Source organism: Thermus sp. (genome assembly GCF_056332225.1).
This window is the reverse complement of the sequence record NZ_JBWGQW010000003.1, coordinates 38,169-64,658: the sequence shown is the minus strand read 5'-3', so window position 1 is coordinate 64,658 and position 26,490 is coordinate 38,169. Positions and strand designations below refer to the sequence as shown.

The 26,490-nt window shown below is 68.7% G+C and carries 26 protein-coding genes, 1 other RNA gene and 1 riboswitch; of the genes, 19 read left to right on the top strand and 8 right to left on the bottom strand.

Features of this window, described 5'->3' with window-relative positions:
- Positions 1 to 10: 10 nt before the first annotated feature.
- The 3 genes from polA to aroE are packed head-to-tail and all read right to left on the bottom strand — an operon-like array spanning position 11 to position 3,883.
- Complete coding sequence (gene polA, locus AC01Y6_RS01450) at positions 11 to 2,515, bottom strand: DNA polymerase I (protein WP_476669906.1); 2,505 nt, start codon at positions 2,513 to 2,515, stop codon at positions 11 to 13.
- Position 2,516: 1 nt separating this feature from the next.
- Positions 2,517 to 3,092 carry an IMPACT family protein gene (locus AC01Y6_RS01445; RefSeq protein ID WP_476669905.1) on the bottom strand — a complete coding sequence of 192 codons (576 nt, stop codon included), beginning with the start codon at positions 3,090 to 3,092 and terminating at the stop codon, positions 2,517 to 2,519.
- A complete protein-coding gene (aroE, locus tag AC01Y6_RS01440; RefSeq protein ID WP_476669904.1) occupies positions 3,089 to 3,883 on the bottom strand; it encodes a shikimate dehydrogenase in 795 nt (264 codons plus the stop codon). Before aroE ends, AC01Y6_RS01445 begins: the two co-directional genes overlap by 4 nt.
- A gap of 53 nt (positions 3,884 to 3,936) precedes the next feature.
- Between aroE and AC01Y6_RS01435 the strand changes: the two genes are divergently transcribed.
- From AC01Y6_RS01435 to AC01Y6_RS01375, 13 genes are all read left to right on the top strand, one after another.
- Positions 3,937 to 5,205 (top strand): NfeD family protein, encoded by a 1,269-nt coding sequence (locus AC01Y6_RS01435; protein ID WP_476669903.1) that lies wholly within the window; start codon positions 3,937 to 3,939, stop codon positions 5,203 to 5,205.
- A 1-nt stretch (position 5,206) separates the two neighbouring features.
- On the top strand, positions 5,207 to 6,184 hold the full coding sequence (floA, locus tag AC01Y6_RS01430; protein ID WP_347241851.1) for a flotillin-like protein FloA: 978 nt from the start codon (positions 5,207 to 5,209) through the stop codon (positions 6,182 to 6,184).
- The gene (locus AC01Y6_RS01425; protein WP_347241850.1) at positions 6,181 to 6,573 is read left to right on the top strand and encodes a hypothetical protein; all 393 of its coding nucleotides are present in this window, start codon (positions 6,181 to 6,183) and stop codon (positions 6,571 to 6,573) included. The genes floA and AC01Y6_RS01425 overlap by 4 nt, the downstream gene beginning before the upstream one ends.
- Positions 6,537 to 7,553 (top strand): PhoH family protein, encoded by a 1,017-nt coding sequence (locus AC01Y6_RS01420; protein ID WP_347241849.1) that lies wholly within the window; start codon positions 6,537 to 6,539, stop codon positions 7,551 to 7,553. Before AC01Y6_RS01425 ends, AC01Y6_RS01420 begins: the two co-directional genes overlap by 37 nt.
- Entirely contained in the window at positions 7,510 to 7,929 is a 420-nt protein-coding gene (ybeY, locus tag AC01Y6_RS01415; protein WP_347241848.1) for an rRNA maturation RNase YbeY, read from the top strand. Before AC01Y6_RS01420 ends, ybeY begins: the two co-directional genes overlap by 44 nt.
- Positions 7,884 to 8,282, top strand: coding sequence for a diacylglycerol kinase family protein (locus tag AC01Y6_RS01410; protein WP_428720612.1), 399 nt, complete (start codon positions 7,884 to 7,886; stop codon positions 8,280 to 8,282). Before ybeY ends, AC01Y6_RS01410 begins: the two co-directional genes overlap by 46 nt.
- A 4-nt stretch (positions 8,283 to 8,286) precedes the next feature.
- A complete protein-coding gene (locus tag AC01Y6_RS01405; protein WP_476669899.1) occupies positions 8,287 to 8,649 on the top strand; it encodes a hypothetical protein in 363 nt (120 codons plus the stop codon).
- A 63-nt stretch (positions 8,650 to 8,712) separates the two neighbouring features.
- Complete coding sequence (locus tag AC01Y6_RS01400; RefSeq protein ID WP_347241845.1) at positions 8,713 to 9,183, top strand: GreA/GreB family elongation factor; 471 nt, start codon at positions 8,713 to 8,715, stop codon at positions 9,181 to 9,183.
- A 1-nt stretch (position 9,184) separates the two neighbouring features.
- A complete protein-coding gene (gene lysS, locus AC01Y6_RS01395) occupies positions 9,185 to 10,681 on the top strand; it encodes a lysine--tRNA ligase (RefSeq protein ID WP_476669898.1) in 1,497 nt (498 codons plus the stop codon).
- Positions 10,681 to 11,550 (top strand): cation diffusion facilitator family transporter, encoded by an 870-nt coding sequence (locus AC01Y6_RS01390; protein WP_476669896.1) that lies wholly within the window; start codon positions 10,681 to 10,683, stop codon positions 11,548 to 11,550. Before lysS ends, AC01Y6_RS01390 begins: the two co-directional genes overlap by 1 nt.
- 176 nt (positions 11,551 to 11,726) lie before the next feature.
- The gene (locus AC01Y6_RS01385) at positions 11,727 to 13,382 is read left to right on the top strand and encodes an acyl-CoA mutase large subunit family protein (protein ID WP_476669895.1); all 1,656 of its coding nucleotides are present in this window, start codon (positions 11,727 to 11,729) and stop codon (positions 13,380 to 13,382) included.
- 10 nt (positions 13,383 to 13,392) lie between these two features.
- Positions 13,393 to 13,821 (top strand): cobalamin B12-binding domain-containing protein, encoded by a 429-nt coding sequence (locus AC01Y6_RS01380; protein ID WP_347241841.1) that lies wholly within the window; start codon positions 13,393 to 13,395, stop codon positions 13,819 to 13,821.
- Positions 13,818 to 14,303: a PaaI family thioesterase gene (locus AC01Y6_RS01375; RefSeq protein ID WP_428720615.1), complete on the top strand. Its 486-nt coding sequence runs from the start codon at positions 13,818 to 13,820 to the stop codon at positions 14,301 to 14,303. The genes AC01Y6_RS01380 and AC01Y6_RS01375 overlap by 4 nt, the downstream gene beginning before the upstream one ends.
- 172 nt (positions 14,304 to 14,475) lie before the next feature.
- Here the strand turns inward: AC01Y6_RS01375 and AC01Y6_RS01370 are convergent, their stop codons facing one another.
- From AC01Y6_RS01370 to ssrA, 5 genes are all read right to left on the bottom strand, one after another.
- Positions 14,476 to 16,614, bottom strand: a complete 2,139-nt coding sequence (locus AC01Y6_RS01370) for a VWA domain-containing protein (RefSeq protein ID WP_476669894.1) — start codon at positions 16,612 to 16,614, stop codon at positions 14,476 to 14,478.
- Positions 16,615 to 16,623: 9 nt separating this feature from the next.
- Positions 16,624 to 17,823 carry a bifunctional 3,4-dihydroxy-2-butanone-4-phosphate synthase/GTP cyclohydrolase II gene (locus AC01Y6_RS01365; RefSeq protein ID WP_476669892.1) on the bottom strand — a complete coding sequence of 400 codons (1,200 nt, stop codon included), beginning with the start codon at positions 17,821 to 17,823 and terminating at the stop codon, positions 16,624 to 16,626.
- Positions 17,823 to 18,407 (bottom strand): riboflavin synthase, encoded by a 585-nt coding sequence (locus tag AC01Y6_RS01360; protein WP_476669891.1) that lies wholly within the window; start codon positions 18,405 to 18,407, stop codon positions 17,823 to 17,825. The genes AC01Y6_RS01365 and AC01Y6_RS01360 overlap by 1 nt, the downstream gene beginning before the upstream one ends.
- Positions 18,408 to 19,541 carry a bifunctional diaminohydroxyphosphoribosylaminopyrimidine deaminase/5-amino-6-(5-phosphoribosylamino)uracil reductase RibD gene (ribD, locus tag AC01Y6_RS01355; RefSeq protein WP_428721488.1) on the bottom strand — a complete coding sequence of 378 codons (1,134 nt, stop codon included), beginning with the start codon at positions 19,539 to 19,541 and terminating at the stop codon, positions 18,408 to 18,410. It abuts the gene before it with no gap.
- 3 nt (positions 19,542 to 19,544) lie between these two features.
- Positions 19,545 to 19,666: riboswitch (FMN riboswitch) on the bottom strand.
- A 93-nt stretch (positions 19,667 to 19,759) separates the two neighbouring features.
- Positions 19,760 to 20,133, bottom strand: a transfer-messenger RNA (tmRNA) gene (gene ssrA, locus AC01Y6_RS01350).
- 154 nt (positions 20,134 to 20,287) lie between these two features.
- Here ssrA and rimP point away from each other — a divergent pair.
- From rimP to secD, 6 genes are all read left to right on the top strand, one after another.
- A complete protein-coding gene (gene rimP / locus AC01Y6_RS01345; RefSeq protein ID WP_347241835.1) occupies positions 20,288 to 20,713 on the top strand; it encodes a ribosome maturation factor RimP in 426 nt (141 codons plus the stop codon).
- Between the two features lie 8 nt (positions 20,714 to 20,721).
- Positions 20,722 to 21,882: a transcription termination factor NusA gene (gene nusA, locus AC01Y6_RS01340; protein ID WP_428715333.1), complete on the top strand. Its 1,161-nt coding sequence runs from the start codon at positions 20,722 to 20,724 to the stop codon at positions 21,880 to 21,882.
- Positions 21,879 to 22,154, top strand: a complete 276-nt coding sequence (locus AC01Y6_RS01335) for a YlxR family protein (RefSeq protein ID WP_476669889.1) — start codon at positions 21,879 to 21,881, stop codon at positions 22,152 to 22,154. The genes nusA and AC01Y6_RS01335 overlap by 4 nt, the downstream gene beginning before the upstream one ends.
- The gene (gene infB / locus AC01Y6_RS01330; protein ID WP_476669888.1) at positions 22,123 to 23,838 is read left to right on the top strand and encodes a translation initiation factor IF-2; all 1,716 of its coding nucleotides are present in this window, start codon (positions 22,123 to 22,125) and stop codon (positions 23,836 to 23,838) included. Before AC01Y6_RS01335 ends, infB begins: the two co-directional genes overlap by 32 nt.
- A gap of 8 nt (positions 23,839 to 23,846) precedes the next feature.
- Positions 23,847 to 24,140, top strand: a complete 294-nt coding sequence (locus AC01Y6_RS01325; protein ID WP_428720481.1) for a hypothetical protein — start codon at positions 23,847 to 23,849, stop codon at positions 24,138 to 24,140.
- A 111-nt stretch (positions 24,141 to 24,251) separates the two neighbouring features.
- Entirely contained in the window at positions 24,252 to 26,459 is a 2,208-nt protein-coding gene (gene secD / locus AC01Y6_RS01320; protein WP_428721490.1) for a protein translocase subunit SecD, read from the top strand.
- Positions 26,460 to 26,490: the final 31 nt, after the last annotated feature.

Here is a 26,490-nt window from a genome sequence, read left to right as displayed (position 1 = left end):
GAGCCCAACCCTACTCCTTGGCCGAGAGCCAGTCCTCCCCCATCCCCGCCTCCACCTCCAGGGGCACGGCGAGGGGGTAGACCCCCTCCATGACCTCTTTGGCCAGGGCCGCCACCTCCTCGGCCCGTTCCTTGGGGGCCTCCAGGAGGAGCTCGTCGTGGACCTGGAGGAGCATCCGGGCCCCCATCTCCTTGAGGCGGGGGAAGAGCTTCACCATGGCGAGCTTCATGAGGTCGGCGGCGGTGCCCTGGACGGGCATGTTGAAGGCCATGCGCTCAGCGGCCTCCCGGACGCTTTTCACCCGGGCGTTGAGGTCGGGCACGTAGCGCCTCCTGCCGAAGAGGGTCTCCACGTAGCCCCGCGTTCTCCCCTCCTCCAGGGTCTTCTCTATCCAGGCCCGCACCTTGGGGAAGCTCTGGAAGTAGCGCTCAATGAAGGCCGCGGCCTCCTCGTAGGGGATGGCAAGCTCCTGGGAGAGCCGGTGGGCCGACATGCCGTAGAGGACGCCGAAGTTCACCGTCTTGGCCGCCCGGCGCATGAGGGGGTCCACGGCCTCCTTGGGCACGCCGAACATCCAGCTCGCGGTCTCGGTGTGGATGTCCTGGCCCTCCTTGAAGACCCGGATCAGGTTCTCGTCCCCCGAGAGGTGGGCGAGGACCCGGAGCTCTATTTGGCTGTAGTCCAGGGCCACCAGCACCCACCCCTCCTCGGCCACGAAGGCCCGGCGGATCCTCTGGCCCAGGGGGGTGCGCACGGGGATGTTCTGCAGGTTGGGGTCGGAGCTGGAAAGCCTCCCCGTGGCCGTGGCCGTCTGGTTGAAGCGGGTGTGGAGGCGGCCCGTCCTGGGGTGGACGAGGCCGGGAAGAGGGTCTATGTAGGTGCTCTTGAGCTTGGTGAGCTCCCGGTACTCCAGGATCTTCTCCACGATGGGGTGGGCCTCGCGGAGGGCCTCCAGCACCGCGGCGCTGGTGGAGCGCTTTCCGGTCTTCTCCGTCTTGCCGATGGCGGGAAGGCCGAGCTCGTCAAAGAGGACCCGCTCCAGCTGGTCCCGGGAGTTCAGGTTGAAGGGGTGGCCCGCCAGGCGGAAGACCTCGGCCTCGAGGCGCCTTACCTCCCCCTCAAGCTCCAGGGAAAGGGCCTTCAGGTAGGCCACGTCCAGCCTCACCCCCGTGGCCTCCATGTGGGCCAGGACCCGGGAGAGGGGCTTTTCCACCTCCTCGTAAAGCCAAAGGAGCTTCTCCTCCCCCTTCAGGCGCTCCAGGAGGTTCCTTTGGAGCCTTTCGGCGAGGAGGGCCCTTTGGGCGGCCTCCTCCACCCACTCCCCCCCGTAGCGCCTGGCCACCCCCTCGGGGGTGGTGTTGGAGGGGTCCAGGAGGTAGGCGAGGAGCATGGGGTCGTCCGAAGGCGGGAGGTCCAGGCCCTCCCGGAGGGCCAAGACGGCCAGGTCCTTGGCGAGGAGGCCCCGGACCTCCCTGAGGTCCCGGAGGCCGGAAAGGGGGTCTTCCGCCCGGTGGACCCGGCCCTCCTTGCAGGCGGCGAGGGCCCTTAGCTCCGCCCACATGGGCTCGAGGCGGGAGAGGAGGTAGCCCACGAAGGCCCCTTCCGGCGGGGGCCAGGGGGCCTCCTCTGTGGGGGTAGGGCTTTCCAGAAGGCCGAACTCGTGGAGGAGGCTTCCGAACTCAAGCCGCTCCAGGAAGGCCTTTAGCCCCTCCCGGTCGGGCTTCCCCCCTTGGGAGAAGTCCACCTCCAGGGAAAGGTCGGCCCGCACCCGGGAAAGCTCCAAGGAGAGCCTGAGGTCTTCCAGGTGGGCCTTGATCTTCTCCCGGGCGCTTTCCGGCTTCACCCGGTCCAGGTTCTTGAGGAGGTTTTCCAGGCTCCCCCACTCCTTGAGGAGCTTTAGGGCGGTCTTATCCCCGATGCCCCTGACCCCGGGGAGTTTGTCGGAATCGTCCCCCGCCAGGGCGCGGAAGTCCACCCACTGCTCCGGCTTAAGGCCGTACCTCTCCCAAAGCCATCCCGGGGTGATGAGGTAGCCCTCGGGGTGGAGGACGGCGATGCGGTCGGAAACCAGCTGGTAGAGGTCCCGGTCGGCGGTGAGGATGCGGACCTCGTACCCCTCCCCTTCCGCCTTCTTGGCCAGGGTGGCGAGGACGTCGTCCGCCTCGTAGCCGGGGACCTCGAGGCGGACGAGCCCCAAAAGGTCCACCAGCTCCTTGATGAGGGCGAGCTGCCTCGGGAAGTCCTCCGGGGTGGGAGCCCTCCCCGCCTTGTAGCCCTCGTAGGCCTCGTGGCGGAAGGAGGGGGCCTTGGCGTCAAAGACCACGAAGACGGCCCTGTACCCGTCCTCCTTCAGGGCCTTGAGGAGGCTCTTGGCGAAGCCGAAGACCGCCTGCACCGGCTCGCCGCGGCTCGTGGTGAGGCCCTTCAGGGCGAAGAAGGCCCGGTAGGCCAGGTGGTGGCCGTCCACCAGGAGGACCCGGCCCTTGGGCTCAAAGAGCGGAAGCATCGCCTCCATGCTACTCCAGGGCCACCTGCCCCCGGGTGGCGTCCAGGAGGGCCTTGAGGAAGCCTTCCCGCTCGGTTTCGGGGAGGAGGAGGGCGAAGCGCACGCCCTCCGGGGTGTAGGTCTCCTCGGCCTCGAGGGCGCGGGCCTGAAGAAGGGCGTAGACCCGGCCCACCTCGGCGAAGGGAACCAGGAAGGCCACCGCTACCCGCTCCACCAAGGGGACCTTGGGCGCCCGGCGGAGGGCCTCCGCCGCCACGCCCCCGTAGGCCCGCGCGAGCCCCCCGGCCCCAAGCTTGACCCCGCCGAAGTAGCGCACCACCAGGACCGCCACCCGGTCCAGCCCCTGGGCCTCTATGGCGTGGAGGATGGGCCTGCCCGCGGTGCCCGCGGGCTCGCCATCATCGGAGAAGCGGTAGAGGGGGCCGATCTTGTAGGCGTAGGGGTTGTGGGTGGCCTCAGGCTCCCGGTGGGCCTTCAAGAACTCCAGGGCCTCCTCCTCCGAGGCCACGGGGGCCGCCTTGGCGATGAAGCGGCTTTTCTGGATGGTCTCCTCGAGGACCACAAGGGCGGCCAGGGTAAAGCTCACGCTTCCCCCAAGGCCCGGCGGGCCGCCTCCTCCATGCCCAAGGGGTCGGGGAAGAGGCCCGTCCAGATGCGGAAGGCCAAAGCCCCCTGCCAGGCGAGCATGGGAAGGCCGGTCTGGACCTTTAGGCCCCTTTCCTTGGCCTCCCGCAGGAACCGGGTCCAAAGGGGGCGGTAGACCAGGTCCACCGCCGCCCCCTCCTCCGGGAAGAGCTCCGCCGGGAGGGGGCTTGCGGCGGGGTCCTCGAGGCCCACCCGGGTGGCGTTTATGAGGAGCCGGGCCTCCCTCGCCCTTTCCAGGGGAACGGCCCTTAGGCCGAACTCCTCCGCCAGGGCGAGGGCCCTTTCCGGGGTGCGGTTCCAGACCCAGACCTCGAGGCCCGCCCCCTTCAGGGCGAAGGCCACGGCCCGCCCCGCCCCCCCGGCCCCGAGCACCAGGGCGGGGCCCTTTAGGGGAATGCCCCCCGCCCTCAGGGCCTCGAGGAAGCCCGGGGCGTCGGTGTTGAAGCCGAAAAGCCGCCCCTCCACCCTTAGGACCGTGTTCACCGCCCCGATCCCCTTGGCCTCGGGAGAGACCCAGTCCAGGTGCCCCAGGGCGGCCTCCTTTAGGGGGATGGTCAGGTTTACCCCCCTGAAGGCCCGCCGCGCCTCCGCAAGCCTTTCCGGAAGCCCCTCGGGAGGGGTGTCCAGGGCCTCGTAGGTGCCCTCGAGCCCGAGGCTTTCCAGGGCGAAGGCGTGCATGGCCGGGGAGAGGGAGTGGGCCACGGGGTGGCCCAAGAGGCCAAGGCGCAGCATCCCCTTAAGGATAGCGTGGCCCAAGCCACCCAACCCCCGGGAAACCGTATAGAATGGAAGCGGTGAAAAGGCTTTTGGCCCTCGCCCTTCTCCTCTCCCTGGCCCTGGGGAAGACCTTCGTCATCCCCATAGAGGGGGAGATTGACCCCGCCTTGGCGGTCTTCGTGGAGCAGGCCCTCGCCCGGGCGGAGCGGGAAGGGGCGAGCGGCGTGGTCTTCCTCATTGACACCCCGGGGGGGCGGGTGGACGCCGCCATCCGCATCTCCGACCGCATCCTAAAGACCCCCCTCCCCACCCTGGCCGTGGTGCAGAACGCCTTCTCCGCCGGGGCCCTCATCGCCCTCTCCTGCCGCCAGATCGCCATGCTCCCGGGCTCGGAGATCGGGGCCGCCCTCCCCGTGGTGGCCCTGCCCCTCCAGGAGCCAAGGGCCGCAGACCAAAAGGTGATCTCCGCCCTCAAGGGAAAGTTCCGGGCCGTGGCCGAGGCCAGGGGGCGGCCCGTGGAGCTCGCCGAGGCCATGGTGGACCCGAACCTCGAGGTCCCCGGCCTTTCCGCCAAGGGGGAGCCCCTGACCCTCTCCGCCGACAAGGCGGTGGAGCTCAAGGTGGCGGACTTCAAGGCGGGAAGCCTCCCCGAGGCCCTGCGGCAGGCGGGCTTCGCCCCGGAGACCACCCGCCTTCTGCCCGGCCCCCGGGTCCAGGTGGCCCGCTTCCTCACCAGCTCCACCGTGGCGGGCCTCCTCCTCGCCTTGGGGCTTCTTCTCCTTCTCTTGGAGCTCTTCACCCCGGGATTTGGGGCCATGGGGGCCTTGGGCCTCGCCTTCCTCGCCCTCTACTTCGCCGGGGGGTGGCTCGCGGGGCTTTCCGGAGCCTTTGAACTCCTCCTCTTCTTCCTGGGGGTGGGGCTCCTCCTGGCCGAGGCCTTTCTCTTCCCCGGTTTCGGCGTGGCCGGGGCCTTGGGGGTGGGAAGCATCCTGGCCTCGGTCTACTTCACCTTCGGGGAAAACGCCCTCATGGTGATGGCCATCGCCGTGATCGCCCTGGGCCTGGGCCTCCTCTTGGTCTTCCGCTACCTGCCGAGGACGAGGCCCGCCCGGGCCCTGGTTCTGGAAAGCGCCATCGAGGCCCACGCCACCCCGGAGGAGGTGGAGGTGGGCATGGTGGGCACCGCCCTCACGGACCTGAGGCCGGGGGGCGTGGCCCGTTTTGGGGCCAAGCGGGTAGACGTGGTGGCCAACCGGGGCTTCATCCCTAAGGGCACCGCCATCCGGGTGGTGGAGGTGCGGGGGCCCACGGTGGTGGTGGAACCTATGGAGGTGTGATATGGAAGGACTCGGCGTGCTTTTTCTAGCCTTTGTCGTTCTCGTCCTGGTTTTTCTCTTCTTTAGCTTCATCCCGGTGGGGCTTTGGATCTCGGCCTGGGCGGCGGGGGTCAGGGTCCCCCTCCTCACCCTGGTGGCCATGCGCCTGAGGCGGGTTCCCCCGGCCAAGATCATCTACCCCCTCATCAAGGCCACCAAGGCGGGGCTGGACGTAAGGCTGGACCGCCTCGAGGCCCACTACCTCGCCGGGGGCAACGTGGACCGGGTGGTGGACGCCCTCATCGCCGCCGATAAGGCGGGGATCCGGCTCACCTTCGACCGGGCGGCGGCCATAGACCTCGCGGGCCGGGACGTCTTGGAGGCGGTGCGGGTCAGCGTGAACCCCAAGGTCATCCAGACCCCCATGGTGGCCGCCGTGGCCAAGGACGGGATCCAGCTTTTGGCCACCGCCCGGGTCACGGTGCGGGCCAACATCGACCGCCTGGTGGGTGGGGCCGGGGAGGAGACCATCATCGCGCGGGTGGGGGAGGGCATCGTCACCACCATCGGCAGCGCCAACTCCCACAAGGAGGTCCTGGAGAACCCCGACCGCATCTCCAAGACCGTGCTGGAAAAGGGGCTGGACGCGGGCACCGCCTTTGAGATCCTCTCCGTGGACATCGCCGACGTGGACGTGGGCAAGAACATCGGGGCCCAGCTCCAGATCGACCAGGCGGAGGCCGACAAGAAGATCGCCCAGGCCAAGGCCGAGGAGCGAAGGGCCATGGCCGTGGCCGCCGAGCAGGAGAACCGGGCCCTGGTGGAGGCCATGCGGGCCAAGCTGGTGGAGGCCCAGGCCCAGGTGCCCCTGGCCCTGGCCGAAGCCTTGAGGAAGGGGAACCTGGGGGTCATGGACTACTACCGCTTGAAGAACATCGAGGCCGACACCGACATGCGGGAGTCCATCAGCCGGGCGGCCAAGCCCGAGGGCGAGGAATGAGCCTGGACGACCTTTTGGGCCTCCTTTTCCTCCTCTTCTTCGTGGTCCTGCCCGCCCTCCAGGGCCTTTTCCGCCGGGGGGCCCCTCCCACCCCCCCGGGCTTCCCCGAGGACCTGCCCGTCCCCGAGCCCCTCCCCAAACCCCGGCCTAAGGCCCGGCCCAAGCCCACGCCCCCACCCCCTCCCCCCGAGCCCCGGCGGGAAGAGGGGCAAAGCTTGGAGCGCCTTCCCTCCTCCGAGCGCACCCCCTTGGAGGTGCGCTTCCGGGAGGAGGCCCTCGAGGAACCCCCTAGGGCCAAAGGGCGCAAGGGGCTCCTCTCCACCGACCGCCAAAGCCTGCTCAAAGGGGTGATATGGCACGAGATCCTGAAGAAGCCCAGAGGGTGGTGATTCCCCTGAGGTCCGAGGAGGCCTTGGCCTTCCTGGGCCAGGCCGACCGGAACCTGAAGAAGCTCCGGGGCCTCTTCAAGGAGGCCTTCGGCGACCGCCTGAAGCTGGTGGCCCGGGGGGAAGGGGTGGAGCTCCTTGGGGACCAGGAGGCGGTGGAAAAGGCGGAAAGGGCCCTCCGGGACCTCCTCGCCCTCCTGCGCCAGGGGGCGGAGCTGGACGAGCCCACCTTGGAGCAGGCGGTGGCCCTCGCCCTGGAGGGGGAGGGGCTCTACCAGGCCACCACGCCCCAGACCGAGCTCGCCCTCCCCGGCCGCCTCCGCCCAAAGACCCCGGGCCAGAGGCGCTACGTGGAGGCCATCGCCCAGCACGACATCACCTTCGGCATCGGCCCCGCGGGCACGGGCAAGACCTACCTGGCCGTGGCCATGGCCGTGAGCCACCTGAGGGCCCGCAAGGTGAAGCGCATCGTCCTCACCCGGCCCGCGGTGGAGGCGGGGGAGAAGCTGGGCTTTTTGCCGGGGGACATCCAGGCCAAGGTGGACCCCTACCTCAGGCCCCTCTACGACGCCCTCTTTGACATGATTGACGCGGAGCGTTTTGAGCAATATCTCCAATCTGGAATCATTGAGGTGGCGCCTTTAGCGTTCATGAGGGGCAGAACGCTTAATGATGCCTTCATCATCCTGGACGAGGCCCAGAACACCACCCCGGAGCAGATGAAGATGTTCCTCACCCGCATGGGCTTCTCCTCCAAGATGGTCATCACCGGGGACGTGACCCAGATTGACCTGCCCAAGCCCCAAAGGTCGGGCCTGGTGGAGGCCACCCGCATCCTGAAGGGGATTGAGGGCATCGCCTTCGTCTACTTCAAGGAGTCCGACGTGGTGCGCCACCCCCTGGTGGCCCGCATCATCAAGGCCTACGAGGAGGCCGAGCGTGGTGGCGATCGTGGCCAACAAAAGGCCTCCGAGGGGGCTTAGGCCGAGGCTTCGCCGGGCCCTGGAGGGGCTCATGCGGGAGCTCGAGGTGGGGGACAGGGCGGTCACGGTGATCCTCACCGGGGACCGCCGACTTCGCGCCCTGAAGCGGGCGTGGTGGGGGGAGGACGAGGCCACGGACGTCCTCTCCTTCCCCCACTACGAGCCCGGGGACCCCTTCGTCCCTCCCCACCTCGGGGACATCTGGATCAGCCTGGACACCGCAAAAAGGCAGGCCGAGGCCCGGGGGGCCTCCCTGGAGGAGGAGGTGCTGGTCCTCGCCGCCCACGGGCTCTGGCACCTCCTCGGGCACGACCACCAAAAGGAGGAGGATTGGGAGGGGTTCCGCCGCGTCCAAGAGAGGATCCTCGCCCTCTAAAGGGGGTCTTGCGCTCCTTCGCCTTCGCCTGGGAAGGCCTGGCCTACGCCTGGCGGGTCCAGCGCAACTTCCGCATAGAGGTCCTCCTGGGGGCCCTGGCGGTGGGGCTTGGCCTCTGGCTTGGGGTGGACCTCACCCCCATCCTCCTCATGGCCGCCCTGGTCCTCTCCCTGGAGCTCCTCAATACCGCCCTCGAGGCCCTCACCGACCTGGCGAGCCCCGTCTACCACCCCCTGGCCAAACAGGCCAAGGACACCGCCGCGGCGGCCGTATTGGTGGCGAGCCTCTTCTCCCTTCTCTTGGGCCTTTACCTCCTCCTGCCGCCCCTTCTCGCCCGGCTTGGGCTAAGCTAGGGGCATGGACTACGAAGAGCGGGAGATGATCCTGGAGCTCTTTCCAGGCACCTCCCCTGACCTCCTTCCCTTGGGGGAGATCCTCTACTACCGGGACGAGGAGGGCCGGGTGGTCATCGCGGAGAAGGGCCCCCCGGAGCTTCGGCTCACCCTCGAGCCCCTCCCGGGGCACGTGGGAGGCCCCCAGGTGTGCGAGGCCTGCCGCCGCCACCTCTCGGGGAGCGCCCTGGGCTTTTTCCGCCACCTTGTGGGGGGCAGGGAGACCCACCTGCGCTACCTGGTCCTCTGCCAGGACACCGAGGCCTGCGCCAGCCGGGCGGAGCCCGAGCGTTTGAGGGAAATCCTCCTTCGGGGTATACTCACCTGAGAAGGGGGCCCTTGGGCCAGGGAGGTCGGCTTTGGCCGGCCTCCACGACTTACGAGGTGAGCTATGGCGCGCGAGGTGAAGCTGACCAAGGCCGGCTACGAGCGGCTCATGCAGCAGCTGGAGCAGGAGAGGAGGCGCCTCCAGGAGGCCACCCAGATCCTGCAGGAGCTCATGGAGTCCAGCGACGACTACGACGACTCGGGGCTCGAGGCGGCCAAGCAGGAGAAGGCCCGCATTGAGGCCCGGATTGACTCCCTGGAGGACGTCCTCTCCCGGGCGGTGATCCTTGAGGAGGCCACGGGGGAGGTCATCGGCCTGGGGTCGGTGGTGGAGCTGGAGGACCCCGCCACCGGGGAACGCCTAGAGGTGCAGGTGGTCTCCCCCGCCGAGGCCAGCGTCCTGGAGACCCCCATGAAGATCTCCGACGCCTCCCCCATGGGCAAGGCCCTCCTGGGCCACCGGGTGGGGGACGTCCTCTCCCTGGAAACCCCCAAGGGCAAGAAGGAGTTCCGCGTGGTGGCGGTCCACGGCTAAGATGAACGAGCAGACGCGCCAACGCCTCCTGAACCTGGAAGCCCTGGTGGAGGCGGGGTTTGAACCCTACCCCTACCGCTTCCCCAAGACCCATAGCGCCCGGGAGGTCCTAAAGGGCAAGGAGGGCGCCCCGCCGGAGAGCGAGTGGCCCGAGGAGGAGGTGGCCCTGGCGGGGAGGCTTTTGGCCATCCGCCGCATGGGCAAGGTCACCTTCGCCCACCTCCTGGACGAAACGGGGAGGATCCAGCTCTACTTCCAGAAGGACCTCACCCCCCGCTACGAGCTCCTGAAGAGGCTGGACGTGGGGGACATCCTGGGGGTGAAGGGAACGGTCTTCACCACCAAGACGGGGGAGGTCACGGTGAAGGTCCTCTCCTGGACCCCCCTGGTGAAGGCCCTCCACCCCCTCCCCGACAAGTGGCACGGCCTCAAGGACAAGGAGGTGCGCTACCGCCAGCGCTACCTGGACCTCATCGTCAACCCCGAGGTGCGGGAGGTCTTCCAGAGGCGCGCGGCCATCCTTCGCTACATCCGCCGCTTCTTTGAGGAGAAGGGCTTTTTGGAGGTGGAAACCCCCGTCCTCCAGGCCACCACCGGGGGGGCGGAGGCGAGGCCTTTTCGGACCTACCACCACGCCTTGGACGACGAGTTCTTCCTCCGCATCTCCTTGGAGCTTTACCTCAAGCGCCTCCTGGTGGGGGGGTACGAGAAGGTCTTTGAGGTCGGGCGGGTTTTCCGCAACGAGGGCATTGACCACAACCACAACCCCGAGTTCACCATGCTGGAGGCCTACTGGGCCTACGCCGACTACCAGGACATGGCGGGCCTGGTGGAGGAGCTCCTCTCGGGCTTGGTCTACCACCTTTTCGGGGGCTACGAGGTCCCCTACCAGGGGCGGGTGCTGAACTTCAAGCCGCCCTTCAAGCGCATCTCCTTCGTGGAGGCCCTGAAGGAGGGGGCGGGCCTTTCCTTTGACCCCCTGGACCTGGAACGCCTCAGGCTCTGGGCCGACGCCCACCACCCTGAGCTCGCCCAGGTGCCGAGCTACAAGCTTTTGGACAAGCTCTTCGGGATCTACGTGGAGCCCGAGCTCCAGGACCCCACCTTCGTCTTTGACTTTCCCCTGGCCATCAGCCCCCTGGCCAAACGCCACCGGGAGAAGCCCGGCCTCACCGAGCGCTGGGACCTCTTCGCCGGGGGGATGGAGCTCGCCCCCGCCTACTCCGAGCTCAACGACCCCCTGGACCAGAGGGAGCGCTTCCTGGAGCAGGCGAGGCGCCGCAAGGAGGGGGACGAGGAGGCCCCCGAGCCCGACGAGGACTTCCTCTTAGCCCTGGAGTACGGCATGCCCCCGGCGGCGGGGCTTGGCCTCGGGATAGACCGCCTCACCATGCTCCTCACCGACCAGCCCTCTTTAAGGGACGTCCTCCTCTTCCCCCTGATGAAGCCCAGGAAGGAGGGGCAAGAGGAGCTGGAGGAGGCCGGGAAGGAAGGTTAGTGGCCGAGCGCGCCGCCCGCCTTAGTTTCCTCGTCGCCCTCCTGGTCCTGGGCCTGAAGGCCCTGGCCTACCTCCTCACCGGGTCGGTGGCCCTCCTCTCCGACGCCCTGGAGTCCATCGTCAACGTGGCCGCGGCCCTTTTGGCCCTCTTCGCCATCCGCCTGGCCCATAAGCCCCCGGACGCCACCCACCCCTTCGGCCACACCAAGGCGGAGTACTTCTCGGCGGTGCTGGAAGGGGTGCTGGTGGTCCTGGCCGCCCTCCTCATCGCGCAGGAGGCCCTGCCCCGCCTCCTTCGCCCGGTGCCGCTGGAGGGCCTTGGCCCCGGGCTAGGGGTGAGCCTCCTGGCCTCTGGGACCAACGGCCTTTTGGCCTACCACCTCATCCGGAAGGGGCGGCTTCACCGCTCCCCGGCCCTGGTGGCCGACGGCTACCACGTTCTTTCCGACGTCCTCACCTCGGTAGGGGTCTTTCTGGGAGTGGGCCTGGCCTGGCTCACGGGGTTTTGGGTCCTGGACCCCCTTCTGGCCCTAGTGGTGGCGGGGAACATCCTCCTCATGGGCTTCCGCCTGGTCCGGGACTCGGTGGGAGGGCTGATGGACGCCGGGCTTTCCCCCGAGGAGGTGGCCCGCATAAAGGAGGTGATCGCAAGGGAACTTGGGGGAAAGGCCCTCGAGGTCCACGACCTCAAGACCCGGAAAGCGGGGCACCGGGCCTTTCTGGAGTTCCACCTGGTGGTGCCCGGGGAAACCCCCGTGGCCGAGGCCCACCGGCTCTGCGACCGGCTGGAGCGGGCCCTGGAGGAGGCCATCCCCGGGCTTAGCGTCACCATCCACGTGGAGCCGGAAAGCGAGCGCAAGGGGCCCTGAAGGTAGGCCCCAAAGCCCTCTTTCCCGAGACGCCTTGGAGGTCACCCAAGCCGAAGCCCAATCGCCCTGGGGCGTCTTTTTCCGGGCCCCCATTCTGGCGCAAGCCAGCAAGGGGCGATATGACGCTCTTTTCCCCAGCGGCAAAAAAGCGTACACTAAAGACCAAGGGAGGGCCCATGCGCAAGAAACACGACTGGCTCAGGGAGACCTACCGGAAGAGCCTGGAGAAGATGCCGGAGAGGCCCGTGGCCCACAAGACCCTCTCCGATATCGCCCCCGAGCCCCTCTACACCCCCGAGGACATCGGGGTTTTGGACCCCGAGTACGAGGAGAAGCGGGGCTTTCCCGGGGAGTTCCCCTACACCCGGGGGGTCTACGGCTCCATGTACCGGTCCAAGCTTTGGACCATGCGCATGTTCGCCGGCTTCGGCACCGCCGAGCAGACGAACGAGCGCTTTAAGAAGCTCTTAAAGGCGGGCCAGACCGGCCTCAGCGTGGCCTTTGACCTCCCCACCCTCATGGGCTACGACTCCGACCACCCCCTCTCCAAGGGGGAGGTGGGGAAGTGCGGGGTGGCGGTCTCTAGCCTCGCCGACATGGAGGTCCTCTTTGAAGGGATCCACCTCGAGGAGGTCACCACCTCCATGACCATCAACTCCCCCGCCAACGCCATCTGGGCCATGTACCTGGCGGTGGCCAAGAAGCGGGGCTACGACTGGAAGAAGCTCGGGGGCACCATCCAGAACGACATCCTCAAGGAGTTCATCGCCCAGAAGGAGTTCATCTTTCCCCCCGAGCCCAGCGTGAAGCTGGTGATCGACACCTTTGAGTGGGGGCCCAAGAACGTCCCCAAGTGGAACTTCATCTCCGTCTCCGGCTACCACATCCGGGAGGCGGGCTCCACGGCGGTGCAGGAGCTCGCCTGGACCCTGGCGGACGGCTTTGAGTACGTGGAGGCCGCCCTCAAGCGGGGCCTGGACGTGGACGAGTTCGCCCCCCGCATCAGCTTCTTCTTTGACGTCCACAACGACTTCTTTGAGGAGATCGCCAAGTTCCGGGCGGCCCGGCGCATCTGGGCCAAGGAGATGCGCTACCGCTACGGGGCCAAGAACCCCCAGAGCTGGATGCTCCGCACCCACGCCCAGACCGCCGGGGTGTCCCTCACCGCCCAGCAGCCCCTGAACAACATCGCCCGGGTGGCCATCCAGGCCCTGGCGGCGGTCCTCGGGGGCACGCAGAGCCTCCACACCGACGCCTACGACGAGGCCCTGGCCCTGCCCACGGAGGAGAGCGCCACCATCGCCCTCCGCACCCAGCAGATCATCGCCTACGAGACCGGGGTCACCCACACCATTGACCCCCTGGCGGGGAGCTACTACGTGGAGTGGCTCACCGACGAGATGGAGCGGCAGGCCATGGCCATCATTGAGGAGATCCGCCGCATGGGGGGCGTGGTGCGGGCCATTGAGGAGGGGTACTTCCTGCGGGAGCTCGCCGAGGCCAGCTACCGCTACCAGCAGGAGGTGGAGCGCAAGGAAAGGATCATCGTGGGGGTGAACGCCTTCACCGACGAGATCCCCCTAAAAGTGCCCATCCAGCTGGTGGACCCGGAGGTGGAGAGGGTCCAGGCGGAGCGCCTCGCCCGGGTGCGGCGGGAGCGCGACCCCAAGCAGGTGGAGGAGGCCCTAAAGGGCCTGCGGCAGGCCGCGGTGGAGGGGCAGAACACCATGCCCCACTTCGTGGAGTGCGCCCTGGCCTACTGCACCCTGGGGGAGATGATGGACGTGCTGCGGGAGGTCTACGGCACCTACCAGGAGCCCGCCTACGTCTAAGGAGGCCGATATGGAAAGCACGGAGCGGCGCATACGGGTGCTCATCGCCAAGCCGGGCCTGGACGGGCACGACCGCGGGGCCAAGGTGGTGGCCCGGGCCCTGAGGGACGCGGGGATGGAGGTGATCTACACCGGGCTCCGCCAGACCCCGGAGATGATCGTCTCCGCCGCCATCCAGGAGGACGTGGACGCCGTCGGGCTCTCCATCCTCTCCGGGGCCCACATGCACTACTTCCGGGAGGTGAAGCGCCTTTTGGACGAGCGGGGGGCCTCGGACATCCTCCTCTTTGGCGGGGGGATCATCCCCGACGAGGACGTGCCCAAGCTCAAGGCCCTAGGCGTGGCCGCCGTCTTCGGCCCCGGGACCAGCACCCAGGAGATCGTGGACTTCCTGAGGAAGGCGGTGCCGGAGCGCTGGAAAGCCCAGGGGCTCGCATGAAGGCCATCCAGCTCTACTACCCCCCGGAGTGGGCCCACTGCTACGGGTGCGGCTACCTGAACGCCCACGGCCTCCACATCAAGACCTACTGGAACGCCGAAAAAGGGCTTAGCGAGACCCGCTTCACCCCCTCTCCCCACCACACCGCCCTCCCCGGCTTCGTCTACGGCGGGCTTTTGGCCTCCCTGGTGGACTGCCACTCCACCGCCACGGCGGCCGCGGCCAAGGCCCAGGCCGAGGGGCTTTCCCTGGAGGCCACCCCCCTCCGCTTCGTCACCGCGAGCCTCAAGGTGGACTTCCTCAAGCCCACCCCCCTGGGCCCGGAGCTCCTCCTCCTGGGCCGAGCCCGGGAGGTGAAGGGCAGGAAGGTGGTGGTGGAAACCGAGCTCTACGCCGAAGGGGTCCTCACGGTGCGGGGGGAGGCGGTTCTCGTTCAGATCGGCGAGGGGTTCCCGCAAGAAGGCGCTCCAGGCCCTGGATGAGGGCCTCGAGCTTGCTGGCTTGGGGCGAGGCGTGAAGGACCAGCTCCAGCCAGGCCTCCTCTAGGACCTGGCGCAACTCGGAAAGCCTCTCCGGGTCCCAGGCCCGCCCCAGCAGGGCCGCCCTCACCTCCTGGGCCAGGCGGCGGTTTTCCTCCTCGGCCCTTTGCAGGTCTTAGCCCAAAGGGCCCTCCCCCGTTGTGCCCCGGTTCCGGCGGGCCTCGAGGGCCCGCTCCCCCAGGAAGAGGAGGAGGGCGAGGCCCAGGAGGTAGGGCCTCAAGGGGAGGTCCACCGGGGCCCTTGCGGGGAGCTCCTCCGGGGAAAGGAGCCTCCCCCCCGAGGCCTCGGCCAGGGCCTGAAGGAGGGCCTTCCCGTCCCGGGGGGTCCACTCCCCGGGCAGGGGAAGGGGGAGGGGAAGGCGGCGCTTTCCGTCCAGGAGAACCCCCGGCTCCTCCAGGTGGAGCTCGTACCGCAGGGGCCCCGAGGGGAGGGGCGGCACCTCCTTCCCCCCGGCGAGGACCACGGGGCGCTCCAGCCCTCCAAGGAGGACCACCCTGACCCCCTTGCCCTCGGGGTAGGCGTAGAGGGCGAGGGCCCGCCGCGCCCCCGCAAGCCACCGGGCAAGCCCCCCGAGGAAGGCCGAGGCCCCGGGGAAGTCCCGCCAGGAGCGGGAGAGGTCCGTGGCTAAGGCCGCCACCCGCCCCTCCCCCCGCTCCCCGATGGCGAGGACGGCCCGCTCGCCGCTTTGGAGGAGCACCTCGGCCCAGGGCTCGGCCCTTGCGGGGAGGAGGACGGCGAGGGGGGGAAAGCGGAAGCCCTCGGTGAGGGGGTGGGGCCTCGCCTCCACGGGAAACCGCCCCTCCAGGCCCTCCCCCCGGAAGACCTCCTGGCCCTCCTTGAGGAAGAGGCGGGGAAGCTCCCTGGGGGAGGCCGCCCGGTAAAACCGCCCCCCGCCCCTCCGGGCGAGCTCCTGCAGGAAGGGGGTATCGGCGTCTTCGCCCAGGGCCAGGGCGCTCACCTCCACCCCGGAGGTCTGGGCGAGGTCCAGGATGGGCTCCTTGGCGTCGGCGACCAGGCCATCGGTGAGGACCAAAACCGCCTTCCGCCCCCCGGGCACCCCCTCTAGGAGGCGCACCGCCTCCCGGAAGCCCCCCCCGAGGGCCGTCCCGCCCCCCGCCCTTAGAGAGAGGAGGAGGCTTGCCGCCTCCTTTTTGGCCTGGGCGGTCATGGGCCTTGGGGGGAAGAGGACCCGGTGGCTCGAGGCGAAGACCACCACCCCCAGGCGGTCCTCGGGGGCGGCGCTTTCCACCAGGGCCAAGGCCCCGGCCACCGCCATGGAAAGCTTCTCCCCCTCCATGCTCCCGGAGACGTCCAGGACCAGGACCAAGGCCGCCCCCTCCCGGCCTAAAGGCTTCAGGGGAAGCTCTTCGGGGAGCGCCCGGTCCCACCCCCCGAAGAAGAGGCCCTTGGGGGTGGCGGTGAAGAGGAGGCCTCCCCCCTGGCGGAGGAAGCCCCGGAGGGCCTCCGGGGCCCCCTCGGGGAGGTCCAAAACCCCCACGCCCACCACCACTAGATCGGCCTCCAGGGGAAGCCTGAAGCCCTCCTCCACCTGGAAGCCCTGGGCCTCGAGGTACCGGGCCAGGGCCGGGTCCCCGAGCACCAGGGCCCGCGCCCGGTCGGCGGGGGCCACTTCCACCTCCGCCTCGCTCCTTCCCCAAGGGCCCTCCGCTGCCGCCCGCACCCCTGCCTTCTCCGTGAGGGGAAAGGTGTAGACGAGGGCCCGCCTCCCCTCCACCCTCAAGGCGCGCTCCAGGACCCCCCCAGGCCCCTCCACCCGGAGCCTGGCCTCCGCCGGAAGAGGGGCTTCCAGCACCACCCCTACCCCCACGGTCTCCCCGTAGAGGGGGTAGGCGGGAGGGACGAGGCGCACCGCCACGTGGGCCCTCGGGGGGACGTAGAGGGCATCCAGGGGAAAGGGCGGGGGAACGGGCTCCAAAAGCCCGTCGGAGACCAGGACCACCCGGGCGGGGTTCAGCCGCTTGGCCTCGGCGAAGGCCGCCCTGAGATCGGTTTTCTCCCCGAGGTCCAGCCGCCGGGCCGTGGGCGAGGGCAGGGTGGCCGCCCGCTCGGCGAAGGCCACGTACACCGCGTCCTTGGGAAGCCTCGAGGCCAGGGCGAAGACCGCCTCCCGGGCGGAAGGGGAAAAGTCCAGGAGGTAGACCACCCGGCCCGGCAAGGGCCACCTCAGGTCCAGAAAGGCGAGGAAGAGGAGCAGGAGGAGGGCGGCCCTCAGAAGCCCGAGGCGCTGGGGCATGCCCCCATGCTAGTCCATCCAGTGCCCGAGCTTCTCCTTCTTGGCCTGGAGGTAGCGCTCGTTGTGGGGGTTGTCCCCGGCCCTAAGGGGGAGGCGCTCCACGATCTCTATGCCGAAGCCGGAGAGGGCCTTCACCTTCCTCGGGTTGTTGGTGAGGAGGCGCATCTTCCGCACCCCGAGGTCGTAGAGGATCTGGGCCCCCACCCCGTAGTCCCGGAGGTCCGGGGGAAAGCCCAGGGCCAGGTTGGCCTCCACCGTGTCCAGGCCCTGGTCCTGGAGGTGGTAGGCCTTGATCTTGTTCACCAGGCCGATCCCCCGCCCTTCCTGCCTAAGGTAGACCAAGACCCCCTTCCCCTCCTCGGCGATCCTCTCCAGGGCTAGGTCCCGCTGGAAGCCGCAGTCGCAGCGCAGGGAGTGGAGGGCGTCCCCGGTGAGGCACTCGGAGTGCATGCGCACGAGGACGGGCTCCTCCGGCCCCCAGCTTCCCATGACCAAGGCGGCGTGCTCCTCCCCCGTGAGGGTGTCCCGGTAGGCCAGGATGCGGAACTCCCCGAAGCGGGTGGGGAGGAGGGCCTCCGCCTCCCGCCGCACGTAGAGGTCCCCCTTCTCCAGGCGGTAGCGGATGAGGTCGGCGATGGTGCCCACCTTGAGGCCGTGCCTCTGGGCGAAGGCCAGGAGGTCCGGCAGGCGGGCCATGGTGCCGTCCTCCTTGAGGATCTCAATGAGGCTCCCCACCGGGGTGAGCCCGGCGAGGCGGAGGAGGTCCACCGTGGCCTCGGTGTGCCCGGCGCGGCGCAAGACCCCGCCCGGCCTCGCCACCAGGGGGAAGACGTGCCCCGGGCGGCGGAAGTCCTGGGCCGTGGCCTCGGGGTCGGCGAGGAGCCTGATGGTGGCCGCCCGCTCAAAGGCGCTGATCCCCGTGGTGGTGCCCCGGGCGTCCACGCTCACGGTGAAGCGGGTCCCCTGGGGGTCCTGGTTCCTTTCCACCATGAGGGGAAGGTCCAGGGCCCTGGCCCTTTCCTCCGTGAGGGCCACGCAGAGGAGGCCCCGGCACTCCTTGAGCATGAAGTTCACCCACTCCGGGGTCACGTGCTCCGCCGCCATGATGAGGTCGCCCTCGTTCTCCCGGTCCTCGTCGTCCACCAGGATCACGGGGCGGCCCGCCCTTAGCTCCTCCAGAAGTTCCTTGACGCTGGCGATCCCTTCCATCACGCTCTCCCAAGAAGCCTGGCCACGTAGCGGGCGATGAGGTCCACCTCGAGGTTCACCCCGTCCCCCACCCGAAGCCTCCCCAGGTTGGTGACCTCGAGGGTGTGGGGGATGAGGGTCACCCAGAAGGCCTCTCCCATAAGCCCCGCCACCGTGAGGGAGACCCCGTTTAGGGCCACGCTCCCCTTCTCGGCGATGTAGGGGGCAAGCCCCTCGGGGGGAAGGAAGTAGAGGTCCTTGGCCCCCGGGGCCTCGCGCACCTCCACAAGCCTCGCCACCCCGTCCACGTGCCCGGTGACGAAGTGCCCCCCAAGCCGGTCCCCCACCTTCAGGGCCCGTTCCAGGTTGGGCCTGTGCCCCACCCGCCAGGTGGGGGCGGTGCGGCGCAGGGTCTCCCGGGCGAGCTCCACCCAAAACCCCCCTTCCTCCACCCCAACCGCCGTGAGGCAGGCCCCGTCCACGGCCACGGAGTCCCCCACCTTCAGGTCCTCAAGCACCTTGCGGGCGGCGATGTGGACCCTAAGGAAGGGCCCTTCCTCCACCTTCAGGATCTCCCCCGTTTCCTCCACGAGTCCCGTGAACATCTACTCCTCCGGGTAGGCCTCGAGCCAGAGGTCCTCCCCAAGCCACTCCCTATGGGCCAAGCGAAGGCGCAGGGCCTCCGCCACCCGCTCCACCCTGAAGCCCTCGGCCAGCCCCCTCCCCTCCCCCAGGATCCGGGGGGCGAGGAAGAGGGCGAGCTTGTCCACCAGGCCCCTTTCCAGAAAGGCCCCGGCGAGCCTCGGCCCCCCCTCCAGGAGCACCCCGTCCACCCCTTCCTCCAGGAGGAAGGCGAGGGCCCCCTCCGGGCTCACCCGCCCCCCTTCCCGGGGGAGGGCCACCACCCGGGCCCCCGCCTCCTCCAGGGCCGAGACCCGCGCCCTCGGGGCCCCCTCCCCCACGAAGACCAGGACCCGGGCGGCCTCCCCCCTGGGGCCCTTCCGGAAAAGGCGGGCCGTGGGGGGGGTGCGGGCCTCGGTGTCCAGGACCACCTTGAGGGGGTCGCGGAGGGGCGGGGGCTCCACCATGAGGGGGAAGGGGCGGAAGTCGGGATGGCGCACGGTGAGGGCGGGGTCGTCCTGGAGCACCGTCCCCACCCCCACCATCACGGCGGGGAGCCACTGCCGGTAGGCGTGGGCCACGCGGCGGCTCGCCTCCGAGGAGATCCAGCGGGCGTCCCCCGAGGGGGCGGCCACCTTGCCGTCCAGGGTGAGGGCCGCCTTGAGAAGGACGAAGGGCAGGCCCTTTCTCTGCACGGCGAAGAAGACCTCGTTCTGGGCCCGGGCCTCGGCCTCCAGAAGGCCCCACTCCACCTCCACCCCCGCCTTTCGCAGGCGCTCCAGCCCCCCCTTGGCCGCGGGGTTTTCCTCCCGGGCCGCCACCACCACCCGGGAAACCCCCGCCTCTAGGAGGGCGAGGGAGCAGGGGGGGGTGCGGCCGAAGTGGTCGCAGGGCTCGAGGGTCACGTAGGCCGTGGCCCCCCGGGCAAGCTCCCCCGCCTCCCGCAGCGCATAGACCTCGGCGTGGGGCTCCCCCGCCTTCGGGTGGAACCCCTCGCCCACGATCCGCCCCTCCCGAACCAGGACCGCCCCCACCAGGGGGTTGGGGCTGGTGTGGCCCCGGGCGCGTTCGGCAAGCTGAAAGGCCCTTCTAAGAAAGCGCTCGTCTAGGTCGCGCAAGTGGCCCTCCTTCTCCCATCCGGACTCTCACCGTCGGCCCCGGAGTTCCACCGGGTCGGGCCCCTTTAGGGGCTTCGCGGGCTTTCACCGCCGGTGGGGACTTCCACCCCGCCCCGAAGGAGGTGCTCAAGGCACCAGCTCCACTCTAGCAGGTTCCCTGGGGGACATATCTACCCCGGCTACACCCAAGGGAAAAGGGCGCCCGAAGGCGCCCCTTCTGGTGGAGGTGGGGGGAGTTGAACCCCCGTCCGAAGGTCCCTACGGCGGGCTTCTACGCGCGTAGTCCGCGTTTTGGGAGTCCTCCTGGCTTGGCCCGCGGACGGGCGGCCAGGAGCGAGCCCTCTTGGGGTTTCGCCCGGGGTTAGAGGGCGTGGCCCCGGGCTAGCCGGGTTTGTGTCCCCGCTTCCGGTGAGCCCCCGGCGGGGCTACCGGGCGGGGTCGCGGTCATTAAGCCGCGAGAGCGTAGTTGGTGTTGGCAGTTATGCCGTTGCGGGTTTTTACGGTCACGCCCTTTTGGGCGTACCTACGAGGCCACCCGCACCTCGGCGCGCAGCCACGCCTTCGGCGACCCCCGTCGAGACCGTTCACCCCCACGAGGCCGGGTTCGGACCGGCAAGCTTGAGTGTAGCAGGCTAAAGGGGTTGTAGTCAAGGGGCCCTTGGGTGTAGACTGGGGGCAGTGCTCCCAAGGGAGGGGGGTGGGTGGAAGCCCACCCTTCCTTTGTGAAGGGAGGTGGGGAGGTGTCCGTGGACCTTTGGCGGTTGGTGGAAGAGGCGGTGGAGCCCTTGGACCTCGAGGTCCTGGAGGTCAGGGAGGCCCCCGGGGAGGTTTTGGTGCGGCTTGAGCGCAAGGACGAGCGGCCCATCCGCGTGGCCGAGCTGGAAGCGGCGAGCCGCGCCATAGAGGCGGTCCTGGACCGGGAAGACCCCATCCCGGGAAGCTACCGCCTCCTGGTGGAGTCGCCCGGGCCCAAAAGGCCCCTCTTCACCCGCCGCCACTTTGAGCGCTTCCAGGGCCTCAAGGCCAAGGTGCCGGGGCCCGGGGGGTTCGTGGGGCGCATCCTCCGGGTGGAGGAGGACGAGGTGGTCTTCCAGGTAGGGCAGGAGGAAAAGCGCCTCAGGATCGGCACCTTCCGCGCCAACCTCGCCGAGTGGCCCGAGGAGCCGAGATAGGAGGGAGGATGAACCGGGATTTCGTACAAGCCATGCAGCAGCTGGCCCTGGAACGGGGCGTGTCCACCGAGGAGATCCTCGAGGCCTTCAAGGAAGCCCTGCGCAAGGCCTACATAAAAAGACAAAAAGGGTACAAAAAGGAGGAAATGGAGGCCGGCAAGGGGCCCGAGGTGGACGTTTACATTGATCCCCAGACGGGCCGCATTGAGATGGTGGAGGTCCGCCGGGTGGTGGACAAGGTGGAGGACCCCGACAAGGAGATCGCCCTGGCCGAGGCCCTGGAGTACGATCCCGAGGTCCAGGTGGGGGACGAGATGGAGTTCCCCATCAACCCGGAGGAGCTCTCCCGCATGGCCATCCAGGACCTGCGGCAGATCCTCACCCAGCGCCTCAAGGAGGCGGAGCGCAACCGCATCTACAACGAGTACAGGGACAAGGAGGGCCAAGTCCTCACCGGGGTGGTGACCCGGGTGGACAACCGGGGAAACGTCTTCGTGGACCTGGGCCGGGGGGAGGCCTACCTGCCCAAGAGCGAGCAGATCCCCACCGAGCGCTACTACCCCGGCCAGCGCCTCAAGGTCTACCTCAAGAAGGTGGACCGCTCCGCCAAGGGCCCCTCCCTCATCGTGAGCCGGGCCCACGAGGAGCTTTTGAAGTACCTCCTCAAGCAGGAGGTGCCCGAGATCGCCGAGGGCATCGTGGAGATCAAGGCCATCGCCCGGGAGCCCGGCCGGAGGAGCAAGGTGGCGGTGATGAGCCACAACCCCAACGTGGACCCCATCGGGGCCTGCATCGGGCACAAGGGGCAGAGGATCCAGGCGGTCTCCGCCGAGCTTGGGCGGGAGAAGGTGGACATCATCCTCTGGTCCAAGGACCCCAAGGAGTTCATCCGAAACGCCCTCTCCCCCGCCCAGGTGGGCTCCATTGAGCTGGACCCCGAAACCAAGAAGGCCAAGGTGAAGGTCACCAAGGACCAGCACTCCCTGGCCATCGGCACCGGCGGCCAGAACGTTCGCCTGGCCTCCAAGCTCACCGGCTACGACATCCACTTTGAGGAGGCGGAGATCTCCGACCTGGACGAGGCCATCCGCAAAGCCGCCCAGGAGGAGGCCGAGGCCCAAAGCCGGGCCAAGGAGGAGTTTGAGAAGCTCTTCCGGGACCTCGGATGAAGCACGTCCCCCTGCGCATGTGCGTGGCCTGCCGCAAGAGGCGGCCCAAGGGGGAGCTTCTGCGCATCCTCTTAACGGAAAGCGGGTTCCAGCTGGACCCCACGGGCAAGCTCCCGGGCCGGGGGGCCTATGTCTGCCCCGACAACCCGGAGTGCTGGACGGAAAAAAGGCTCCGGCGCTTCGCCGGAGGCCGGGCCAAGGCGCTTTCCGAAGCCCTTGTGGCCCGCTTAGGAGGTAAGGATGGCCAAGATACGCATCTACCAGCTGGCTAAAGAGCTGGGCATGACCAACGAGGAGCTTTTGGAGCTCCTGGACCAGATGGGGGTAGCCTACAAGTCCCACGCCTCCACCCTCACCGAGGAGGACGCCGAGGCGGTGCGGGAGCTCGTCAAGGAGCAACGGGGACTCCAGGAGAAGCTCGCCGAGGAAGAGCGCCGGAAAAGCCTCCCAAGGCGCCCTCCCGTGGTGGTCATCATGGGCCACGTGGACCACGGGAAAACCACCCTCCTGGACTACCTCCGCAAAAGCCGGATCGCCGAGAAGGAGGCCGGGGGGATCACCCAGCACGTGGGCGCCTTTGAGGTGAAGACGCCCGGGGGCACCGTGGTCTTCATTGACACCCCGGGGCACGAGGCCTTCACCACCATAAGGCAGCGGGGAGCGAGGGTGGCGGACATCGCCGTCATCGTCATCGCCGCCGACGACGGCATCATGCCCCAGACGGAGGAGGCCATCGCCCACGCCAAGGCGGCCGGGGCCAAGATGATCTTCGCCATCAACAAGATGGACCTGCCCCAAGCGGACCCCGAGAAGGTGAAGCGCCAGCTCATGGAGCGGGGCTTCGTCCCCGAGGAGTACGGGGGAGACGCCATCATTGTCCCCATCAGCGCCAAGACGGGGCAGGGGGTCCAGGACCTCTTGGAGATGATCCTCCTCCTCGCGGAGCTCGAGGACTACCGGGCGGACCCGAACGCCGAGCCCAAGGGGGTGATCCTGGAGTCCAAGCTGGACAAGCAGGCCGGGGTCATCGCCAACATGCTGGTGCAGCAAGGAACCTTCCGCGTGGGAGACTACGTGGTGGCGGGCGAGGTCTATGGGCGGATCCGGGCCATGATGGACGCCGACGGCAACCAGCGCAAGGAGGCGGGGCCGGGAAGCGCGGTGCAGGTCCTGGGCTTCCAGGAACTCCCCCACGCCGGAGACGTGGTGGAGTGGGTGCCGGACCTCGAGGCCGCCAAGGAGATCGCCGAGGAGCGGAAGGAAGAGAGGCGGGCCAGGGAGGAGGCGGAGAAGGAGCGCCGCCCCAAGACCATGGCCGACCTCCTGAGGAGCCTCCAGGAGGAGGGCAAAAAGGAGGTGAACCTCATCCTCCGGGCCGACACCCAGGGCTCCCTCGAGGCCATCCAGCACATCCTGGCCCGGGAGAGCGCCGAGGACGTGAAGATCAACGTGCTCCTGGCCCAGGTGGGGGCCCCCACGGAGTCCGACGTCCTCCTGGCCCAGACGGCGAATGCGGCCATCCTGGCCTTCGGGGTGAACCCCCCGGGCGCGGTGAAGAAGAAGGCCGAGGAAAAGGGGGTCCTCCTCAAGACCTTCCGCATCATCTACGACCTCATTGACGAGGTGCGGAGCATGGTGAAGGGGCAGAGGGAGCCCCAGTACAAGGAGGAGGTCCTGGGCCGGGCCGAGGTGCGGGCCATCTTCCGCCTGCCCACGGGCAAGCAGGTGGCGGGGTGCATGGTCCTCCAGGGCCGGATTCCCCGGAACGCCGAGGTGCGGGTCCTGCGCAAGGGGGAGGAGATCTGGCGGGGGCGCATCGCCAGCCTCAAGCGCTTCAAGGAGGACGTGCGGGAGGTGGCCCAGGGGTACGAGTGCGGCCTGGGCCTCGAGGGCTTTGACGCCTTCCAGGAAGGGGACATCGTGGAGGCCTTCCAGATGGTGGAGGTGCCCGCCTAGGAGGAGGGGTGCTTCGGGGAAGCGCGGCGCTCTTGGGGGCCTTCGCCCTCCTCCTTCAGGGGGTGTTTCTCCCCTCTCCCCGGGCCAAGGCGGAGGCGGGTCTGGCCTCGGGGAGCGCGGCGGTGGTCCTCAAGGAGGACCGCACCCCTTCCCTCCCCCTTCTCCTCCTTTCGGCCAAGGCGGAAAGGGGCCTCGCTCAGGCCCTGGGGGCCAGGGTCCTCGCTTCCGCTCCCCCTAAAGCCCCCACCCCTGGGAGGCCCCTTTACCTCCTCTTCCGCCGCCTGCAGCTGGAGGGGGGCTAAGCGCCCCACGCCGGTTGGAAGGCCTCAAAAGACCCTAGGCCAAGAGCCCTTAGCTAAGGCCAGGCGGGTCCCTCCTGACCCGCTTGCGCCAGGAGGAAAAGGAGTTCGGTTATGAACCGCAAGTGGACCACAGAAATCTTTCTTCTCGCCCTCTTCCTGGGGGCTTTGCTCCTCGTCTGGAAGCCGTGGGCCCCCCAGGAGCCCAAGATCCGACTCGGGTTGGACCTCAAAGGAGGGTTGCGCGTCCTCCTCGAGGCCGATGTGGAAAACCCCACCCCCGACGACCTGGAAAAGGCCCGGGCCGTCCTGGAAAACCGCATCAACGCCCTGGGAGTAGCCGAGCCCCTCATCCAGATCCAGGGGCAAAGGCGCATCGTGGTGGAGCTCCCTGGCCTCTCCCAGGCGGACCAGGACCGGGCCCTCAAGCTCATCGGCCAGCGGGCGGTGCTGGAGTTCCGCATCCTTAAGGACGGGGCCACCGGCACCACCGTGGCCCAGATCAACCAGGCCCTAAGGGAGAACCCCCGCCTCAAGCGGGAGGACCTGGAGAAGGACCTCATCAAGCCCGAGGACCTCGGCCCGCCCCTCCTCACCGGGGCGGACCTGGCCGACGCCCGGGCGGTCTTCGATCAGTTCGGCCGCCCCCAGGTGGCCCTCACCTTCACCCCGGAAGGGGCCAAGAAGTTTGAGGAGGTCACGCGGCAAAACGTGGGCAAGCGGCTCGCCATCGTTTTGGACGGCAAGGTCTACACCGCTCCCGTGATCCGCCAGGCCATCACCGGGGGGCAGGCGGTCATAGAGGGGCTCTCGGGCCTCGAGGAGGCCAGCGAGATCGCCCTCGTCCTCCGCTCGGGCGCCCTGCCCGTCCCCCTCAAGGTGGCGGAGATCCGGGCCATCGGCCCCACCCTGGGCCAGGACGCCATCCAGGCGGGGATCCGCTCCGCCCTCATCGGCACCCTGGCCATCTTCCTCCTCATCTTCGCCTACTACGGCCTCCACCTGGGCCTCGTGGCTTCTTTGGGCCTCATCTACACCTCAGTGCTCATCCTGGGCCTCCTCTCGGGCCTTGGGGCCACCCTGACCCTCCCGGGCATCGCCGGCCTCGTGCTCACCCTGGGGGCGGCGGTGGACGGAAACGTGCTCTCCTTTGAGCGGATCAAGGAGGAGCTCAGGGCCGGGAAAAAGTTCCGCCAGGCCATCCCCGAGGGCTTCCGCCACTCCACCCTCACCATCCTGGACGTGAACATCGCCCACCTCCTGGCGGCGGCCGCCCTTTACCAGTACGCCACCGGGCCCGTGCGGGGCTTCGCCGTCATCCTGGCCATCGGGGTGGTGGCCAGCGTCTTCTCCAACCTGGTCTTCAGCCGCCACCTCCTGGAGCGCCTGGCGGACCGGGGGGAGATCCGCCCCCCCATGTGGCTGGTGGACCCCCGCTTCAACTTCATGGGTCCCGCCCGGTACATCACCGCTATCTCCCTCCTACTCGCCCTCCTCGCCGGGGCCGTGGCCCTCACCAAGGGCTTCAACTACTCCATTGACTTCACCGGGGGCACCGCCCTCACCCTAAGGGTGGGTCCCGAGGTAAAGGTGGACACCCTCCGGCGCTTCCTGGAAGAGAGGGGCTTCCCCGCCAAGGAAGCGGTGATCACCGAGGTCCAGGCCCCCACCGCCCTGGCCAAGGAGTTTTCGGTGAAGCTTCCCCCACTTTCGGACGAAAAGCGCCTGGAGCTGGAAAGGCTCTTCTCTGCGGAGCTTAAGGCCCTCGTCCTCACCTCGGAGACCGTGGGACCGGCCATCGGCTCGGAGCTCAGGCGAAACGCCCTTATGGCCGTTCTGGTGGGGCTTGGGCTCATCCTCATCTACGTGGCCTTCCGCTTTGACTGGACCTTTGGGGTGACGAGCGTCCTGGCCGTGGCCCACGACGTGGCCATCGTGGCGGGGATGTATAGCCTCCTCGGCCTGGAGTTTTCCATCCCCACCATCGCCGCCCTCCTCACCGTGGTGGGCTATTCCATCAACGACTCCATCGTGGTCTCGGACCGCATCCGGGAGAACCAGAAGCTCCTCCGGGGGCTTCCCTACGCCGAGCTCGTCAACCGCTCCATCAACCAGACCCTTTCCCGGACGGTGATGACGAGCCTCACCACCCTCCTCCCCATCCTCGCCCTCCTCTTCCTGGGGGGAAGCGTCCTCCGGGACTTCGCCCTGGCCATCTTCGTGGGCATCTTCGTGGGGACCTACAGCTCCATCTACGTGGTGAGCGCCCTGGTGGTCTTCTGGAAGCAGTTGCGGAAAGGACGGGACCAGAAGGCCGCTTAAGGCGCCGGCCCCAGGGCTGCTTGACTTTGCC

What these genes read in the sequence shown, in the direction of transcription:
- polA (WP_476669906.1), bottom strand. Translation starts at nt 2,515, where the DNA reads ATGGAGGCGATGCTTCCGCTCTTTGAGCCCAAGGGCCGGGTCCTCCTG.
- aroE (WP_476669904.1), bottom strand. Translation starts at nt 3,883, where the DNA reads ATGCTGCGCCTTGGCCTCTTGGGCCACCCCGTGGCCCACTCCCTCTCC.
- AC01Y6_RS01435 (WP_476669903.1), top strand. Translation starts at nt 3,937, where the DNA reads ATGGAAGCGGTGAAAAGGCTTTTGGCCCTCGCCCTTCTCCTCTCCCTG.
- floA (WP_347241851.1), top strand. Translation starts at nt 5,207, where the DNA reads ATGGAAGGACTCGGCGTGCTTTTTCTAGCCTTTGTCGTTCTCGTCCTG.
- AC01Y6_RS01425 (WP_347241850.1), top strand. Translation starts at nt 6,181, where the DNA reads ATGAGCCTGGACGACCTTTTGGGCCTCCTTTTCCTCCTCTTCTTCGTG.
- AC01Y6_RS01420 (WP_347241849.1), top strand. Translation starts at nt 6,537, where the DNA reads ATGGCACGAGATCCTGAAGAAGCCCAGAGGGTGGTGATTCCCCTGAGG.
- AC01Y6_RS01405 (WP_476669899.1), top strand. Translation starts at nt 8,287, where the DNA reads ATGGACTACGAAGAGCGGGAGATGATCCTGGAGCTCTTTCCAGGCACC.
- AC01Y6_RS01400 (WP_347241845.1), top strand. Translation starts at nt 8,713, where the DNA reads ATGGCGCGCGAGGTGAAGCTGACCAAGGCCGGCTACGAGCGGCTCATG.
- lysS (WP_476669898.1), top strand. Translation starts at nt 9,185, where the DNA reads ATGAACGAGCAGACGCGCCAACGCCTCCTGAACCTGGAAGCCCTGGTG.
- AC01Y6_RS01385 (WP_476669895.1), top strand. Translation starts at nt 11,727, where the DNA reads ATGCGCAAGAAACACGACTGGCTCAGGGAGACCTACCGGAAGAGCCTG.
- AC01Y6_RS01380 (WP_347241841.1), top strand. Translation starts at nt 13,393, where the DNA reads ATGGAAAGCACGGAGCGGCGCATACGGGTGCTCATCGCCAAGCCGGGC.
- AC01Y6_RS01375 (WP_428720615.1), top strand. Translation starts at nt 13,818, where the DNA reads ATGAAGGCCATCCAGCTCTACTACCCCCCGGAGTGGGCCCACTGCTAC.
- AC01Y6_RS01370 (WP_476669894.1), bottom strand. Translation starts at nt 16,614, where the DNA reads ATGCCCCAGCGCCTCGGGCTTCTGAGGGCCGCCCTCCTCCTGCTCCTC.
- AC01Y6_RS01365 (WP_476669892.1), bottom strand. Translation starts at nt 17,823, where the DNA reads ATGGAAGGGATCGCCAGCGTCAAGGAACTTCTGGAGGAGCTAAGGGCG.
- AC01Y6_RS01360 (WP_476669891.1), bottom strand. Translation starts at nt 18,407, where the DNA reads ATGTTCACGGGACTCGTGGAGGAAACGGGGGAGATCCTGAAGGTGGAG.
- nusA (WP_428715333.1), top strand. Translation starts at nt 20,722, where the DNA reads ATGAACCGGGATTTCGTACAAGCCATGCAGCAGCTGGCCCTGGAACGG.
- AC01Y6_RS01335 (WP_476669889.1), top strand. Translation starts at nt 21,879, where the DNA reads ATGAAGCACGTCCCCCTGCGCATGTGCGTGGCCTGCCGCAAGAGGCGG.
- infB (WP_476669888.1), top strand. Translation starts at nt 22,123, where the DNA reads ATGGCCAAGATACGCATCTACCAGCTGGCTAAAGAGCTGGGCATGACC.
- secD (WP_428721490.1), top strand. Translation starts at nt 24,252, where the DNA reads ATGAACCGCAAGTGGACCACAGAAATCTTTCTTCTCGCCCTCTTCCTG.